Genomic DNA, 16,152 nt, shown 5'->3' with positions numbered 1-16,152 from the left:
ATCCGAGCTACCGGTATGTTGCTAAACGCTTAAAGATTATTTAATAAGAGATCTGTGATAAGTATGTAAATTGTGCAAATTATTTTGTTAATACGGTATGAAGCTTGCAGGTGAGTTCTAAAACTTGTGTTATAATGATAATAATTAATTGATAAATTAAACAATATATGAAATTACTATTTGATTTTTTTCCTATCGTTTTATTTTTTATAGTCTATAAATTTTTTGGCATTTATACCGCTACTGCTGTTGCTATGGTAGCCTCATTAACTCAAGTCGCGCTCTACAGATTAAAATTTCAGCATTATGAAAAAATGCATTTGTTTAGTTTGGCTATCATTATGGTCTTGGGAGGAGCAACGTTATTCTTTCAAAACCCTTGGTTTATCAAATGGAAGCCAACAGGAATCTACTGGTTATCTGCACTTGTATTTTATGGTTCAGGTTATATAGGATCTAAGCCACTAATCCAAAAAATGATGGAAACAAACATCAATTTAACAACAAAAATATGGTATCGACTTAATTTGGCGTGGACATTATTTTTTATAGTGATGGGGGCATTAAATTTATATGTTGCCTATCATTATGATACGGATGTATGGGTTAATTTTAAATTATTTGGTGGTGTTGGGTTTACTTTACTTTTTGTTTTGATTCAAGCTTTTTATTTAACAAAACACACCGATGAAAAAAGCTTTGAAAAACAATAGTGACATCTCTGTATCTGCAGAAAATATGGCATGTAATAAGAGAAAAAGTAGGAGCACCGATGAGATTATTACTTGTTGAAGACGATGAGCTGCTTGGTGACGCAGTAAAAGCCGGACTAACACAATTTGGGTATGTTGTTGACTGGCTAAAAGATGGCGAAGCTGCACGGGCAGCTCTCAAATCAGAGTCTTTTGAATTAATTATTCTTGATTTGGGATTACCTAAATTAACCGGTTTATCATTATTGCAAAACATCAGACATGATGGAAATGCCACACCTGTCATTATTTTGACAGCTCGAGAATCAATAGAAGATCGGGTAAAAGGCTTAGATAGTGGCGCTGACGATTATCTTATTAAACCTTTTGATTTAAATGAATTAAGTGCAAGAATTAGAGCCTTGGTAAGGCGATCTCAGGGTAGAGCTGATTCAGTGTTGCAATATAAAAATATTACTCTTGATCCAGCCGCTCATTCTGTATTTGTCGATGATGTACTCGTGAATGTTCCAAGAAGAGAATTTGCTCTATTGCAGAAATTACTTGAAAACAGTGGTCAGGTCTTATCTCGAGAGCAATTAATGCAGAGTATTTATGGCTGGGAAGAAGACGTGGACAGTAATGCTCTCGAAGTTCATATCCATAATTTACGTAAAAAACTTAATGCAAACTTTATCCGCACGATACGTGGTGTGGGATATATGGCTGAAAAAAATGACAGTGTACTTCTATCGTGAAATCATCCATTCGAAAATTTTTATTAATTAATCTGCTCCTTGCAATTACTATTACTACAACATTGACTGCTATTGGTAACTATTATCTTGATCAAAAAGATATTCAAGACCACCTCGATACACTGATGGCTATCTCTGCACTATCCTATCAAGCCTTGTTAGGGGATGATCTTCATCAAAGACCTCTTGCAAAAATTCAAAATGCCCTAGAATCTATTCCCCAAAAAATTAATACTTATTATCAAAAAAGATATTTAAATGACGAACCCCAAGAAAATTATTTGGATAAATTTAACTTTCAAGTCTGGACCAATGGAGGTAAATTACTATTACATTCACCTACAGCCCCTAAAATACCATTAACAGCAGAGACAGACGGCTTTAGCGATAAAAGAATCTCTAACCAAGATTGGCGAGTATTCACAACCTATAATGACAAAGCAGGAATTCGTACTGTACTGGCAGAACGTTACGATACCAGAAATGAGCTGGGTCACAGAATTGCCCAAGATGATCTCTATATTATGTTGCTTACTTTTCCATTATCAGGACTATTGATATGGATCATTATTGGAAGAGGACTAGACAGTCTGGATAGAGTAGCAGAAGAGGTTGCTAACCGTGCGCCAAGTCACCTGGAACCCGTTGATTTACAAGAAGTTCCTGAAGAAATTAAACCTGTAATTGATGAATTAAATAAATTATTTTTTCGGCTCAAGGAAGGGTTTGAGCGTGAAAAACGATTTGCTGCCGATGCGGCACATGAGTTGAGAACTCCTCTTGCAGCACTTAAAGCCCAAGCTCAAGTAGCTTTGAACTCCAATGATATAGAAGAGAAAAATCAGGCTTTACAAAAATTAATTGCCAGCGTTAATCGAAGCACACATATAGTGCAGCAGTTACTAACCATGAGTAAACTTGTACCAGAGGCTACAGAACTACATGAGCAAGATGAAGTCAATCTAAGTAAATTAACTCGTGAAATATTAGCCATGTTGGCTCCGTCTGCAGTTGAAAAACAAATTGAACTGGAATTTGAAACCGATGAGAAAATGCCTAAAATTTATGGAAATCCAACCGCCTTAGGAATATTAATACGCAATCTGGTTGACAATTCCATTCGATACTCGATGGAAAATGGAAGAGTCATTGTTCGATTATTAAAACATAATAACGAAATCATACTCGAAGTATGTGACAATGGCCCCGGGATCCCGCCTGAATTACAAAAACGAGTTTTTGAAAGATTCTTTAGGGTATTAGGAAACAAAAGCCCGGGCAGTGGTCTGGGTTTGGCTATCGTACAGCAAATTTGCGCACTTCACGGCGGAAGAGTCGTGCTTGATTCACCTAAAATTGGCACAGGCCTGATTGTAAGAGTTTACTTACCCATCAAATCAAAACCAAAATAAACTCAATAATTAAATATAACCCTCATCAGTTAATAATAACTACACCGCCCTTTCTTTTTTTCAATTAATAACATACACAATTTTTACTATAACTCAGATTGATAACTTCCCCATAAAAATTGTCCCTTCTTATTTTTCTTTTTCGGTAATACTAATTATGAGGCAATGAATCTAAAATTTCCTATTTTCGGTAATATTTCTTTTGAGGTAACTTGCTGTAAGCCTTTATCTATACAAATTAATACATATAGTCCATAATATAAATATGCAGTCTAATTTTTAATCAAAATGCCTCAAATCCCAAATGCAATAGCGGCTGTCATTGAAGCTGACTTGGTAAAGCTAAATCCAGAGCAGAAAAAGATTATTGATAAATACTCTGAAAAACTCTTAAATGTTCAATATAAAGCTCATCAACCACGCACATTTGAGTTAGCGGTAAAAACCATGAAAGAGCAACTCGAACAATTATCTGCTTCATTGAAAAAAATAAATTCAGAGATGGCACCAGACAAAGATAAACGTCGGCATGAAATGATTCAAAAAATTGAGAGTGATTTAAAACTCATAGAGAGTTGTATAAACGGGGATTTTGAAAAGAATTATCAAAATCTAAAGAAGGGTTTTTTACAATTTTTAGACGAGGCTAGTAGCGAAGACTCCTTTCTTAAAAAAATTCACAGTCTTTTAGAACAAGATAATCCATCAATCCTGTATCTAATTGAATATGAATTGGAATACTCGTATTGTAAAGATAAATATTATCAAAAACTTAGTCAATTGATTTTGTTGATGAAATTAAAAGTCGAACATATTTCAAATCCAGTGGTTACTCCAAACTTGTCACAAGACGTATCCTTGCTTCAATTGGAAGGAGAAATTGAAAAGCAACGAATGATAGCCATTATTGATGGACAAGAGCCCTTAGCTCACGCGTTAAAATATTTATCGATTGGATGCACTACAACGGCTGCGAAAACGAAGGAGTTACAGAAAATCATAGTTCAGCATGGTACAAATTTGCAGGCCTATCGGCATCAAGATAAATGTCGTGAACTAGGTGGTCGGATTGTTCTCCATTGTAGTCAGGCAATGCTTCCAGGCATGGGTTTAAAAAGTGGGATGTGTTACGGCTTATCCAGGCATTGGGCAAAAGACGTGATAAAGAAAGACAGATTTATGGGCTTTCGAGGTAATCAAGAGGTATCTATTCAGCCAACCAAAGCAACGGATAAAATACTACAGGCAATACCAAGTTTTAATGATTTTGTCCGTCTTAATCCTAAAATCTATGAAACTCAACAGTCTCAAAAAGAACATATCTCTCTGAATTATGAGGATACAGTGGAGTCTGAACCAGAAAAACAGTTTGAAGAATTCATTGATCGAATAATGTCTGAATTAAACAAGTATGGTAAATCTGTTACCTTTGTTAGTTATACTAATAGTAATTCCGGACATGTTGTTGCTATCCACAAACGAACTAAACCGACACCTCAAGGTTTCCTCATCGACTATTTTGATGCTAATGCAGGTTGGATGCAGTTTAAAGACGACAAGAGTTTTAAAGAGTTTTTAACCTATTACTTAAATGATAGACATGTAAAAGAGAAACTTAAGAGCATTGCTTATGAAACCAAGTGTTATCCATGTTCCTACACCCATATCTTGGATGAACTCTGTGAAAAAGCACCACAACCTACTCCTCAGAGACAAAGAGCACAAAGTTTGTCATCAGAAATAGAAAAAAATCCTCCTCAAATAAAGACACAAATTAGTGAGAAAACTGAAAAAAATGAGAAAATTGAGGAAGAGCAAAGCAAAGATGGCAGAAGATTTCCTATTTAAAAAACACTTATAGAGTGTTCATCTGAATTAGTTTCAACTTAATCTGACTAATTCAACTAATTCAATTAATACCGCCTTTAGCTTGGAGAGTCTGCTTCATGCTTCTGGGTGTCGGTAGAGGTCTTTGCTTCTTCTTCCTTCTTTTGAGCATGATATTTCGCTTCCTTTACACTGTTTTTATTCTCTTTCATCTGTTGAGAAGTTACCTTTTCTGTGGTACTTGAAGAGGCTGCATCAGCTGTAATAGCCTTAGACTGTTCTGCATTTCTCTGAATTGGCCTACTCGGAGTCACTTTACCTTTATCAGTTGGATATTTATAAGTATTGTCTTGAGAATCAGCCGCATTGACAACAAAGCTTAGTATCGCACTTACCACAAAACCGATCATTTTTTTCATAAATGCTCCTGTTGATTATCGAGAATTTGATATCTTTTTATCGCTCGCAGTTACAATATCATCGCGAAGAAAGAATTTGCAAAGCCTCACGAATCAACTGCTCACAACTCTTATTACCATTATCAATTTTATTCACAACTTTCCAAGCCTCTTGTGGCTTATAGCCCAATGCCTCCAACGCGCTGATCGCCTCTTGTTGACTATGAGTACTACCTTCCTGTTTTTGGAAAGTATCAGAAACCGAACCATCAAATTGCTTTATACTGTCTCTCATTTCAACTACTAAGCGTTCTGCAGTTTTCTTACCTATGCCAGGTAACTTGGTTAACAAAGCAGCATTCTCCTGATGAATACACTGAATAAATTCCTTAGGAGAAATACTGGATAAAATAGCCATAGCCAGTTTTGGGCCTACCCCATTCACTTTAATTAAAGCTCTGAATAAGGAACGCTCCTCTTTATCCAGGAAGCCATACAATAACAAGGCATCTTCTCGAACTATGGTATGAATATGTAATCCAACAGGATGATTATCATTTTCTATCTGAAAAAAAGTATTCAAAGAGGTTTCTACATCATACCCCACTCCATTGACATCAAGAACCAATTTTCCTGGCTGATGCTTATCTACAATTTGACCATGGAGCCAACCTATCATAGTCTCATTCTCCTTCGTTTTGTTCCTCTTGAACCGATTAATTTTGACAAACCATTTCTCATATGGCTATGACATATTGCTATTGCCAAAGCATCGGCAGCATCTTTTTGAGGAGCTCGATTGAGCTGAAGAAGCTCTACAACCATATGACTCACTTGATCTTTTTCAGCGGCCCCATAACCAACTACACTTTGCTTTATTTCTCTCGCTGAATACTCACAAATTTTCGCACGATGCGAGGCTGCTGCTACCATAGCAACCCCACGCGCATGTCCTAACTTTAAAGCTGAATTAGGATTGTTATGCATAAATATCTGCTCAATAGCAACTTCAGTTGGCGAATAATGATCCATTAGTTCGCATATTCCATCATATATTTGCAATAATTTATGGCTTAATTCTGCATCATTTGATGTGCGAATACAGCCACTATCGATGTACTCGATTTTACGGCCAGATTCTTTAATTAACCCATATCCTGTAACTCGTGAGCCTGGATCTATCCCTAATATAATCGTCATTAATTCATTGATTCTAGTATTTTTTCAGAGAATTCAGCGTTGCTGTAAACTTCTTGCACGTCATCCAGGTCTTCAAGCATATCAATCAGTTTAATTAAACTTTCAGCCGTTTCATCACTGATTGGGACCAAAGTTTGTGCGCGCATAGTTAAATGAGACTGCTCAACCTCTAAACCAGCATCTTGCAAAGCATTTAAGACAGTATGGTAAGATTCCACTGGGGTGATGATCTCTATCTGACCATCCTCTGCAGCAACATCAGAAGCACCAGCATCAATTGCAATCTCCATCACCTTATCTTCCGGCTGATTGGAAGCCATCAGAATTTCACCTTGGTTAGTGAAAAGGTAGGATACTGAACCATCGGTACCTAAATTACCTCCATGTTTTGAAAAAGCATGTCGAACCTCCGAAACTGTTCGATTTTTATTGTCAGACAAACAATCTACCAGTATAGCAACACCTCCTGGTCCGTAACCCTCATAACGCATGGCGATCATAGCATCACCATCAACTCCTCCCACCCCTCGCTTGACAGCATTATCGATGGTATCACGCTTCATATTGGCGTTCAGGGCTTTTTTAACAGCATCTCTCAAGCGCGGATTACTTGACTCATCTCCCCCACCCATACGCGCAGCTACAGTAATTTCACGAATTAATTTAGTAAATATTTTTCCTCTTTTGGCATCCTGAACACCTTTACGGAATTTGATATTAGCCCATTTACTATGACCTGCCATTACATCACCTCTAAATGAATTTTTATTTGGAGATTATACAATGCTCTAACACCAAAAAGAATGACTAAAGTCATCGATGCTCTCGACAATCTGAACTTTTTTGGACTATCCTAGCACCATCAAAAAAATCTTGAAGGAGATTGAACAGTGTATTTGCAAGGATTTGGTAATTATCACCACAGCGAAGCTGTTAAAGGAGCATTACCTCCAAATCAAAATTCACCCCAACGCTGCAACTTGGGACTTTATGCAGAACAATTAAGTGGAACCTCATTCACCCGTCCCCGACATAATAATCTTCGGAGCTGGCTATATAGAATACTTCCTACTGTTACTCAGGGAATCTATTACCCTTATGAGATTAATATAACGCAACCTTTTGTTGAGGAGTTGTCACCCAATGCCATGCGTTGGTCACCTCTTTATAATAGTTCTCAAATCAAATGTGATTTTGTTGAAGGACTGTTTCATATTGCCGGTAGCCAGTTAGTTAATGCCTATACTTATTATTGCAACCATTCCATGAGCGATAAATATTTTGCCAACAATGATGGCGAGTTGTTATTTGTTCCATACACAGGTGAGATCCAGTTGCATACTGAATTTGGCAAGTTAATGCTCTCTCCCGGGTCGATCGCGGTGATACCGCGCGGCGTTAAATTTAAAGTGGAAGTGATCAGTAAGGAAGCGAAAGGTTATCTTTGTGAAAATAGTGGAAATCCCCTAACCTTACCACAATTAGGCCCCATTGGAGCCAATGGTTTGGCAAACCCCCGACATTTTCAATACCCCATAGCCGCATTTGAAGAATCAAAAGGCGAGCATACTATAATCTGTAAAAACCAGAAAAAATTATGGTTTGCAGTTTGCAACCACTCTCCTTTAAATGTCGTAGCCTGGCATGGCAATTATGCACCATATTGTTATGATCTTGGTTTGTTCAATACAATTAACACGGTAAGTTTCGATCACCCCGATCCTTCCATATTTACCGTATTAACTTCAGAAAGCGAAATATCCGGCGTTTCTAACTTGGACTTTGTCATTTTCCCACCTCGCTGGATGGTTGCCGAACATACATTTAGACCACCTTATTTTCACAGAAATTACATGAACGAACTGATGGGGCTTGTCTATGGTGAATATGACGCCAAGAAGGAAGGATTCACACCGGGTGGTATCAGCATCCATAACTGCATGACTCCACATGGCCCCGATTATGAATCCTACGAAATTGCTGCATCACAGGAGTTAAAACCAAATTACATCAACTCCTTGGCCTTTATGTTTGAAACCAAAGACTACTGGCAAGTTACTGAGCAAGCCTATCGGCATCCCAGTAGGCAAATGGATTATCTTAATTGTTGGCAAGGCTTTAAAACAGAGTTTAGCCAATAAATTGACTGCTTTTTAAGATGAAAAATTGTCGATAATTAATTTAATTTCAGTTAGGTCAAATTTGACCTAACTGAAAAATGATTAATCAACCTGATAATAAATCAAAACAAATCCTCTTGTGTTAGCCCAACCCGCTCTAACAAAGTCCTTAGTGTCTTCAAAGCTTCAACCTGAATTTGGCGAACGCGTTCACGGGTCAAATCAATTTCCTTACCAACATCTTCTAGCGTCGCTTTTTCAAAACCTCTTAACCCAAAGCGTCTTGCGATAACCTGCTGTTGGTTCTCAGTTAATTTATCCAAAAGAGATTCTATATGTTGTCTTAAATTCTCATTGGTTAACAGTTCTGCTGGATTTAAACTGTTTTCATCAGCAATCGTATCCAATAAAGATTTGGTTTCATCAAATCCAATTGGGGTATCAACTGAAGCAACTTTATCATTCAATCCTAATAATTTTTGAACATCCTCCAAAGGCTTATCAACCATTTCTGCTATTTCTTCAGGGGATGGTTCATGATCCAGTTTTTGCGTCAATTGTCTTGCCGCTCTGAGATAAACATTAAGTTCTTTCACCACATGAATAGGCAAGCGGATAGTTCTCGTTTGATTCATAATCGCGCGTTCTATGGTTTGCCTAATCCACCAGGTCGCATAAGTTGAAAAACGGAACCCTCGCTTGGGATCAAATTTCTCAACGGACTTCATTAAACCCAAGTTACCCTCTTCGATTAAATCCAGAAGGGGTAATCCTCTATTAAGATAACGTCTGGCTATTTTAACCACCAGGCGCAAATTCGACTCAATCATTTTCTTGCGTGCTTCCATATCACCTTTCAAGGCAAGAGTCGCATAATGGATTTCTTCTTCAGCAGTTAACAAAGGAGAAAAACCAATTTCACCCAGGTAAAGTTGAGTCGCATCTAAAGCCTTGGCAATATTTTTCCCGCGTTGGAATGAAGGAAAAGCTTCCTCATCAATAAACTCTGGAAATTCATCAAGCTCTTCTTCCATTTTCTCGATATCTGGTTCAACATCCTCTTCTGACAGCAGAGAATCATCGTCTGGCTCAGACCATTCCTCTTCTTTAAATTCCTTGTCCTTAATTGGCTCTTCTTCATCTTGCATTGTATCACCTATATGTTGAGCTATGCCTTGAAATAGTTTTTTACTTCTTAACAAGCTTATTGTTGCTATAACTATAAGTTATATGTCAACCTTTTTGTAGATAATTCAATGGATTAACTGGCACTCCTGCTCTTCTAATTTCAAAATGCACACCCCAGTATGATCTATCTATTAAACCAGCTTCTGCTATTACCTGCCCTGCATTAACGCGCTGTCCTTCTGTCACTAGGTTTCTGGCATTGTTGCCGTATGCAGTTAAATATTCATTACTGTGTTTAATAATAATTAAATTACCATACCCAGCCAAACCGCTGCCAGCATAAGCCACAACTCCACTCGCTGAAGCTCTTACTTTATCTCCTCTGTTACATGCAATATTTATGCCTTTTTTCCCCTGAGAAGGGATAAATGTTGTAACAACACGACCAGTAACTGGCCATAACCAACCAGAAGAAGAACGTACATTATAAGCTGGAGAATAAATAATTTTTTGTTTTGGCTTATAGAGAATATGTAAGTTAGGCCTGGGGGCTGAATGAAAGTGATTTGATTTTGGCACAATGCCTTTTAAACTTAAAACTTGTCCTACTCGCAAGGAATAAGGTGGTTTTAAGTGATTGATGATCGCAAGCCTCCTATAATCAGTATCATAGCGAAATGCTATAGCATAAAGAGTCTCACCTGATCGCACCGTATGGAGTTTCTGATATTTTGAATAAGGCTGCCACTTTAACTCAGTCACAGGAGCCAAATCACTTCTTGTCCCACAACCAGCAACACTTAAGATAAAAAAAATACAAATTAATTGTTTGCGAAATAGGCGCATCATTATCTCATTTATAATTTATTAATTTTCCATGCAAATTTCGTTAAGCAAGTTAGATAAATGATCAAATAGTTTATAATGAGTCATGTCTAAATGAAGCGGTGTTATGGAAACATGACCTGTTTTAATTGCAAAGAAATCCGTGCCAGCTCCAGCATCTGCTTCTATGCCCGGTGGCCCAACCCAATAAATTGGCCTTCCTCTGGGATCATATTCTTTAATAATAGGCTCAGCGCTATGGCGAGTTCCTAATCGGGTGACCTGCAACCCCTTTATTTGATTCAAAGGTAAATCAGGGACATTTACATTTAATATGGTTTGAGAAGGTAATTTGTTAAGACTTAATTTCATAACCAATTCTTTGGCGATAATCGCGGCTGTTTCATAATGTTGTATGTTATCTCCTACCATTGAGACTGCAATAGCAGGCAACCCCAAGTAACGACCTTCCATAGCTGCTGCCACCGTACCCGAGTAAAGTACATCGTCCCCTAAATTAGCCCCCTCATTAATGCCTGATACGACTATGTCTGCTATAGGCTCTAAAAATCCGGTTAACGCCAGATGGACGCAGTCAGTGGGTGTTCCATCCACACTATAGTAACCATTGTCCAGTTGTTTAACTCGTAAAGGTTGTGTTAAAGTCAAAGAATTGCTGGCGCCACTTCTATTTCTATCAGGTGCAACCACTTTAACTTCTCCTAAAGTGGCCAGCTCATTAGCTAAAATTTTGATCCCGGGCGCCAAAACTCCGTCATCATTGCTTACTAATATTTTCATATTTAACTCTCAGGGGATTCTAACCATTTTACGACTGCTAAATAGTAAGCAAGATCATCTTGATTTCTTTTCAATGAATCTTGTAATTCAGCGTTATCCTTTTTACTCTGTATTTCCCTTTGTTGATTGGCAATAACTTGCTGCAAAGCCAAAATTTTGTTGCCAAACTCTTGTGGATTGTATTGTAATTGATAAGCAAGACTATTCATCCTCCTGCCAATTACCTCAAGTTGCTGACAGCTTAATCCATCGGGTTTTGTATTAGGGCACAATTTTAAAGCATTTTGCAGTTCAGCAGGGTGGGAACGATAATAGGATTCATCTTTTTTAAACTGACATGAAACCAATCCCAAAGTTATTAATATTATCACTAAGTACTTATTCATACTCACCCTCTTGATGTAAACTACAAAAAGTCGATATTATCACCAGTCAGCAAGTAACGCTATCTTATGAGAATACCATATGCTTGATTTTAGTTTGAATCGTGATCCCCAAACGGGCGAGTTATACATAGAAACCACATTATGTGGGAAGCCTTTACTTACTACACCACAATTAAACAAAGGAACAGCATTCACTCAGGAAGAAAGAAAAGATTTCGGTCTTTTAGGCAAGTTACCACACCGCGTAGAAACTCTTGATGAACAAGTAAAGCGCGCCTATCTTCAATATTCAAGTTATACGACGCGTTTGCAGCAACATATTTATTTAAATAATTTACATGATAAAAACCAAATAGTATTTTACAAACTGTTAAGTCGTCATTTAGGGGAAATGCTTCCCATCATCTATACACCAATCGTTGGTGCTGCTGCCAAGCGTTTTAGCCATGAATACAGACAGCCACGAGGATTATATATCGCTCATTCAGATAAAAACCAGCTTGAGGAAATAATTAATAACCGCTCAAATCCAGAAATAGACCTTGTCGTAGTGACTGATGGCGAAGGAGTATTAGGCATTGGAGATCAAGGGATAGGAGGAATGGATATACCTGTTGCCAAACTGATGGTTTACAGTTTATGTGGTGGAATTGATCCGACACGCACATTACCTATATTTCTTGATGTAGGAACCAACAACCAGGAATTATTAAATGACCCTATGTATCTTGGTTGCCGTCACACGAGAATTAAAAGCTCTGAATATGACGATTTTATCAAAACTTTTGTCAATGAAATTCATAAGCAATTTCCAAATGCTTTTTTACATTGGGAAGATTTTGGCCGAGGCAATGCTCGACGAATCCTGGATCAATTTCAAGATGAATTGTGTACTTTTAATGATGATATTCAGGGAACTGGTGCAGTAACTCTGGCGGCAATTTTGGCAGCATGTGATGTGACCGGATTGCCTTTACATGAACACAGAATCGTTGTATTTGGAGCTGGCTCAGCAGGTACTGGTATTAGCGATCAAATTGTTGATGCGATGGTAAAAAATGGATTGAGCTATACTGATGCTTATGACAGATTCTGGTTAATAGACAAACAAGGTTTATTACTTGCAACTGACCAGGAGCTGACTGATGCTCAAAAACCCTATGCACGTAATTCTGTAGATATACAATCCTGGGAAATCAATAATAAACAACATCCTTCTTTTACTGACACTATCAGGCATGTCAAACCTACCATTTTAATTGGCTGTTCAGCTCAAACGGGCGCATTCTCACAAGATATTGTGGAAACTATGTCGACAGCCTGTGAGCGACCAATCATTTTTCCTTTATCAAATCCTGATGAAAAATGTGAAGCACAGCCTTCAGATATATTGGCATGGAGTAAAGGACGGGCATTAATTGCTACTGGAACTGCTTTTGCCCCCATTGAATATCAGAACCGAATGGTACAGATAGCTCAATGCAACAATGCCTTGGTATTCCCGGGAATTGGATTAGGTGTTTTGGCGGTAAGTGCCTCTCGTTTAACCAAAGATATGATATTAGCTGCCGCTCAGACATTAAGTAAATTTGCGCCAAGTAAAAAAGACAGCTTTTTGCCCCTCTTACCCTCATTAGACAATGCACAAATTGTAGCTAAAGAAATAGCTATTGCAGTAGCTCAGTGTGCAATAGACTCAGGTTATGCTCAAAAAAATCAAGACAAGGATCTACCTCGATTAATTGATGGACTCTTTTGGGAACCTAGATATCTGCCTTTTAGAAAAAAAGGCATGTAGTGAATAGAATAAAGCACTATGACTATATTATTGAAAAATAAATTTTCTTAACTCTTAGTCTGAAGGGTTGGCAAAATTAATCGTTACATTTTTTATAGTTCCGCTCTCTGGCTCCCAGGATCGAGCGTATTTAAAGACCATTTTGGTTTGTGCGGGATAGGTTTTACCTTTATTCAAGTTAAAAACAAATAGCATTTTACCACCCGCACCTATCAAATTAGTCTTGGGCTTTTCATAAATGCTATTGCTTAAGGTAAGCAAATCTTTGTCAAATTTTACTACAGACCATTGATAACCCGTAGTTGGGTTAGCTGCGAGGCTAACAACGAAACTGGGGTTTTTGGGGCTGACATTGATGACAACATCGTTATTTGCATAAGCCAGAGCAGAGAAACCCATAAGTAATCCGCTTAATAATTTTTTCATATTTTTTTCCTCACAAAGCTTCTTACACTATTACCATTATGGGTTACGATTTACGTTGATCTGTTTTAATTTCCCATAATCAAAAATTAATTCGTATTGAAAATCAACAGGAGATTTTTGATAAATCCAGGTTTCTACTGTATTAGTACCATAACCTATCTGATAGCCAGCCGCGTTATATAATGGCACGTTCTCCTCATAGACCAATTTATCAAGTGGTTCCCCACATTTAGACAAAACAGTGTATTTACTATCCCCTTCATAGACCAATTTATCTCCACACCGCATTGCATAGGCATTGGGATATACAATCATTAAAAAGATAATAACCAATACATAATTCCGGATGATCATTCCCTACCCCTTGAGAACCCAATGCTCCTTTCAATAAACTTTTCAGAAAGCCTATTTTTATAGCATAGCACTTGGTATCTGATTATTCATCCCAATTATCTCTGTCTCGATCAGATTCGGGCAAGAATCCACCGACTTGAGCATCCCACATGGATTTATATAAACCGTCCTTCGCTAACAACTCTTCATGAGTTCCATCTTCAATTATTTTTCCTGCTTCAAAAACTAAAATTCTATCCATATGCAATAGTGTTGATAACCGATGTGCAATAACAATTGTAGTCTTTGATTCCATGAGTTGCCACAATGAATTTTGTATGGCTTCTTCGGTTAGGGAATCCAGCTGTGAAGTAGCCTCATCTAATATCAAAATCTTCGTATTTTTTAAAATAGCACGAGCAATTGCAACGCGTTGTCTTTGCCCCCCTGATAGTTTAATCCCCCTTTCACCCACCAAAGTATTATAGCCATCGGGTAAAAGTGAAATAAAATCGTCACAGCATGCCTGTTTTGATGCCATCACAACCTCATCATCACTCGCATCAGGATTACCATAACGGATGTTTTCCATCAGAGTCCTATGAAACAATGTAGTATCTTGAGGGATAAGGCTGATAGCTGAACGCAAGGAATCTTGAGACACTTGGCTGATGTCCTGACCATCAATCAAAATTTTTCCAGATTCCACATTGAATAGGCGTAAAATTAAATGAATAAAGGTCGTTTTACCACTTCCCGAAAAACCAACCAAACCAACACGTTGTCTAGGTTTAATGATCACTGATTTATTTTCAAATACTTTCTTACCCTGGTTATAATGAAAAGTTACGCTATCAAACTCTATTTTTCCTTCTTTAACAATCAATGGCTTGGCATCAGGAGCATCGTCTACCTCTATCGGTGCACTAAGCAAAGCAATAGCTTGTCTTGCTATGCCTATCTCTCGAAAGAACTCGGCAATAGCATGGCACAAATACCAAATTTGAGTCATGATTGAAAACGATACATTGAATATAAAGACCAAATCTCCTGTTGTAATGAGTTTTTTATTCCAAAAAGTCAACAAGAAATACACCATAGCCACTAACATCACTGTGACTGGAATATCGAGGTACAAACGAAATATGTTCATATAAATCGTCAGCTTTTTATTGCTTTGTACCTCCATATTCTGACTTGAGGAAATATAAGCCAGCTCATCGCGAGAACGAGCGAAAAGCTTCACCACACTGGCATTACTCAAACTGTCAACTATTTTACCGCTTAACTGACTTTTATCCTCCGCGTTTTCTTTTGCATATTGATCAACTTTTTTAGACAATCTATAACTGGTATAAAGCTGAAAAATAATCCAGCTCAACAAAATGACCGCAAACCAATAGTTAATGGTGCACATCAAAATTAATGCCACAATGATAGAAGCGAATGCAGCGATTGCATACCAGGTTATGATGTTGAATATGGAATCCAGAGCACGGGGTAAGTCATTGACTTTGTTAGCTAAACCACCCGCCATTTGATTGGAAAAATAATGATAAGACTGGCGACTCAAATGCTCCATGACAGACATTCTGACGTCGGCCTGAAATCTTGGTATCACATAACCTTGCCACCAATTTTGCAGACGTAAAATCACAATTAAAGCGAACCAGGCACCTCCACCTAACCATAAAGCCGGAGCAACCACTGAAAAAATATTATCTTCCCTTGAGTGCATCCCAAGAGCATCAATGATCATTTTCAAAGAATAGGGAATAGCATTATTTTCAAGCACCATAGCAATCGGTGCTACAAAAAACACAGTGAAAGCCAAGGGCTGTTTCTTTATAAAATGCCAGAAAAATCGACCCAGTGTCTTTGGCAACTCTTCAGATTTTTTATTATCGCTATTCATAAATCATACCTTCAATGAATTTTGACAAGGTTTGATTATTCTAACCTAATATTTGTCAATTGGAGAATTTATGGTTAAAAAACAATTATATGTCCTATCAATTTAGCTATTCTTTCAGATTTGCATTGCCATA

General features: G+C 37.6%; 17 protein-coding genes. 6 read left to right on the top strand and 11 right to left on the bottom strand.

Going from position 1 to position 16,152, the window contains the following annotated elements:
* Nucleotides 1-167 precede the first annotated feature (167 nt).
* The 4 genes from OQJ02_RS05950 to lem8 all read left to right on the top strand — a co-directional run bounded on the left by OQJ02_RS05950 (nucleotide 168) and on the right by lem8 (nucleotide 4,710).
* Complete coding sequence (locus tag OQJ02_RS05950) at nucleotides 168-713, top strand: septation protein A (RefSeq protein WP_265718314.1); 546 nt, start codon at nucleotides 168-170, stop codon at nucleotides 711-713.
* A gap of 59 nt (nucleotides 714-772) precedes the next feature.
* Nucleotides 773-1,450, top strand: a complete 678-nt coding sequence (locus tag OQJ02_RS05945; protein WP_265718313.1) for a response regulator — start codon at nucleotides 773-775, stop codon at nucleotides 1,448-1,450.
* Nucleotides 1,447-2,862 carry an ATP-binding protein gene (locus OQJ02_RS05940; protein ID WP_265718312.1) on the top strand — a complete coding sequence of 472 codons (1,416 nt, stop codon included), beginning with the start codon at nucleotides 1,447-1,449 and terminating at the stop codon, nucleotides 2,860-2,862. Before OQJ02_RS05945 ends, OQJ02_RS05940 begins: the two co-directional genes overlap by 4 nt.
* Before the next feature lie 288 nt (nucleotides 2,863-3,150).
* Nucleotides 3,151-4,710 (top strand): Dot/Icm T4SS effector Lem8, encoded by a 1,560-nt coding sequence (gene lem8 / locus OQJ02_RS05935; protein WP_265718311.1) that lies wholly within the window; start codon nucleotides 3,151-3,153, stop codon nucleotides 4,708-4,710.
* A gap of 77 nt (nucleotides 4,711-4,787) precedes the next feature.
* Here lem8 and OQJ02_RS05930 read toward each other — a convergent pair whose 3' ends face one another.
* The 4 genes from OQJ02_RS05930 to OQJ02_RS05915 are packed head-to-tail and all read right to left on the bottom strand — an operon-like array spanning nucleotide 4,788 to nucleotide 7,030.
* Nucleotides 4,788-5,108: a hypothetical protein gene (locus OQJ02_RS05930; protein WP_265718310.1), complete on the bottom strand. Its 321-nt coding sequence runs from the start codon at nucleotides 5,106-5,108 to the stop codon at nucleotides 4,788-4,790.
* Between the two features lie 58 nt (nucleotides 5,109-5,166).
* Complete coding sequence (ruvA, locus tag OQJ02_RS05925) at nucleotides 5,167-5,766, bottom strand: Holliday junction branch migration protein RuvA (RefSeq protein WP_265718309.1); 600 nt, start codon at nucleotides 5,764-5,766, stop codon at nucleotides 5,167-5,169.
* On the bottom strand, nucleotides 5,763-6,287 hold the full coding sequence (ruvC, locus tag OQJ02_RS05920; protein WP_265718308.1) for a crossover junction endodeoxyribonuclease RuvC: 525 nt from the start codon (nucleotides 6,285-6,287) through the stop codon (nucleotides 5,763-5,765). The genes ruvA and ruvC overlap by 4 nt, the downstream gene beginning before the upstream one ends.
* On the bottom strand, nucleotides 6,287-7,030 hold the full coding sequence (locus OQJ02_RS05915; protein ID WP_265718307.1) for a YebC/PmpR family DNA-binding transcriptional regulator: 744 nt from the start codon (nucleotides 7,028-7,030) through the stop codon (nucleotides 6,287-6,289). Before OQJ02_RS05915 ends, ruvC begins: the two co-directional genes overlap by 1 nt.
* Nucleotides 7,031-7,177: 147 nt before the next feature.
* On the opposite strand from OQJ02_RS05915, the gene hmgA reads away from it, so the two are divergent.
* The gene (hmgA, locus tag OQJ02_RS05910) at nucleotides 7,178-8,428 is read left to right on the top strand and encodes a homogentisate 1,2-dioxygenase (protein WP_265718306.1); all 1,251 of its coding nucleotides are present in this window, start codon (nucleotides 7,178-7,180) and stop codon (nucleotides 8,426-8,428) included.
* A 101-nt stretch (nucleotides 8,429-8,529) separates the two neighbouring features.
* Here the strand turns inward: hmgA and rpoS are convergent, their stop codons facing one another.
* The 4 genes from rpoS to OQJ02_RS05890 all read right to left on the bottom strand — a co-directional run bounded on the left by rpoS (nucleotide 8,530) and on the right by OQJ02_RS05890 (nucleotide 11,547).
* Complete coding sequence (gene rpoS / locus OQJ02_RS05905; protein WP_027226811.1) at nucleotides 8,530-9,555, bottom strand: RNA polymerase sigma factor RpoS; 1,026 nt, start codon at nucleotides 9,553-9,555, stop codon at nucleotides 8,530-8,532.
* An 85-nt stretch (nucleotides 9,556-9,640) separates the two neighbouring features.
* The gene (locus tag OQJ02_RS05900) at nucleotides 9,641-10,384 is read right to left on the bottom strand and encodes a peptidoglycan DD-metalloendopeptidase family protein (protein ID WP_265718305.1); all 744 of its coding nucleotides are present in this window, start codon (nucleotides 10,382-10,384) and stop codon (nucleotides 9,641-9,643) included.
* Between the two features lie 18 nt (nucleotides 10,385-10,402).
* The gene (gene surE / locus OQJ02_RS05895) at nucleotides 10,403-11,161 is read right to left on the bottom strand and encodes a 5'/3'-nucleotidase SurE (RefSeq protein WP_265718304.1); all 759 of its coding nucleotides are present in this window, start codon (nucleotides 11,159-11,161) and stop codon (nucleotides 10,403-10,405) included.
* Nucleotides 11,162-11,163: 2 nt separating this feature from the next.
* Nucleotides 11,164-11,547, bottom strand: coding sequence for a hypothetical protein (locus OQJ02_RS05890; RefSeq protein WP_265718303.1), 384 nt, complete (start codon nucleotides 11,545-11,547; stop codon nucleotides 11,164-11,166).
* A gap of 79 nt (nucleotides 11,548-11,626) precedes the next feature.
* On the opposite strand from OQJ02_RS05890, the gene OQJ02_RS05885 reads away from it, so the two are divergent.
* Entirely contained in the window at nucleotides 11,627-13,345 is a 1,719-nt protein-coding gene (locus tag OQJ02_RS05885) for an NAD-dependent malic enzyme (protein ID WP_265718302.1), read from the top strand.
* Nucleotides 13,346-13,399: 54 nt separating this feature from the next.
* Here OQJ02_RS05885 and OQJ02_RS05880 read toward each other — a convergent pair whose 3' ends face one another.
* The 3 genes from OQJ02_RS05880 to OQJ02_RS05870 form a co-directional block, all read right to left on the bottom strand.
* Nucleotides 13,400-13,771 carry a protease inhibitor I42 family protein gene (locus OQJ02_RS05880; protein WP_265718301.1) on the bottom strand — a complete coding sequence of 124 codons (372 nt, stop codon included), beginning with the start codon at nucleotides 13,769-13,771 and terminating at the stop codon, nucleotides 13,400-13,402.
* Between the two features lie 36 nt (nucleotides 13,772-13,807).
* Nucleotides 13,808-14,125 (bottom strand): DUF2845 domain-containing protein, encoded by a 318-nt coding sequence (locus OQJ02_RS05875; RefSeq protein ID WP_265718300.1) that lies wholly within the window; start codon nucleotides 14,123-14,125, stop codon nucleotides 13,808-13,810.
* Between the two features lie 82 nt (nucleotides 14,126-14,207).
* Entirely contained in the window at nucleotides 14,208-16,019 is a 1,812-nt protein-coding gene (locus tag OQJ02_RS05870) for an ABC transporter ATP-binding protein (protein WP_265718299.1), read from the bottom strand.
* Nucleotides 16,020-16,152: the final 133 nt, after the last annotated feature.

The organism is Legionella sp. PATHC032, from assembly GCF_026191185.1.
Classification (GTDB): domain Bacteria; phylum Pseudomonadota; class Gammaproteobacteria; order Legionellales; family Legionellaceae; genus Legionella.
This window is presented reverse-complemented; position numbering and strand designations above follow the sequence as displayed.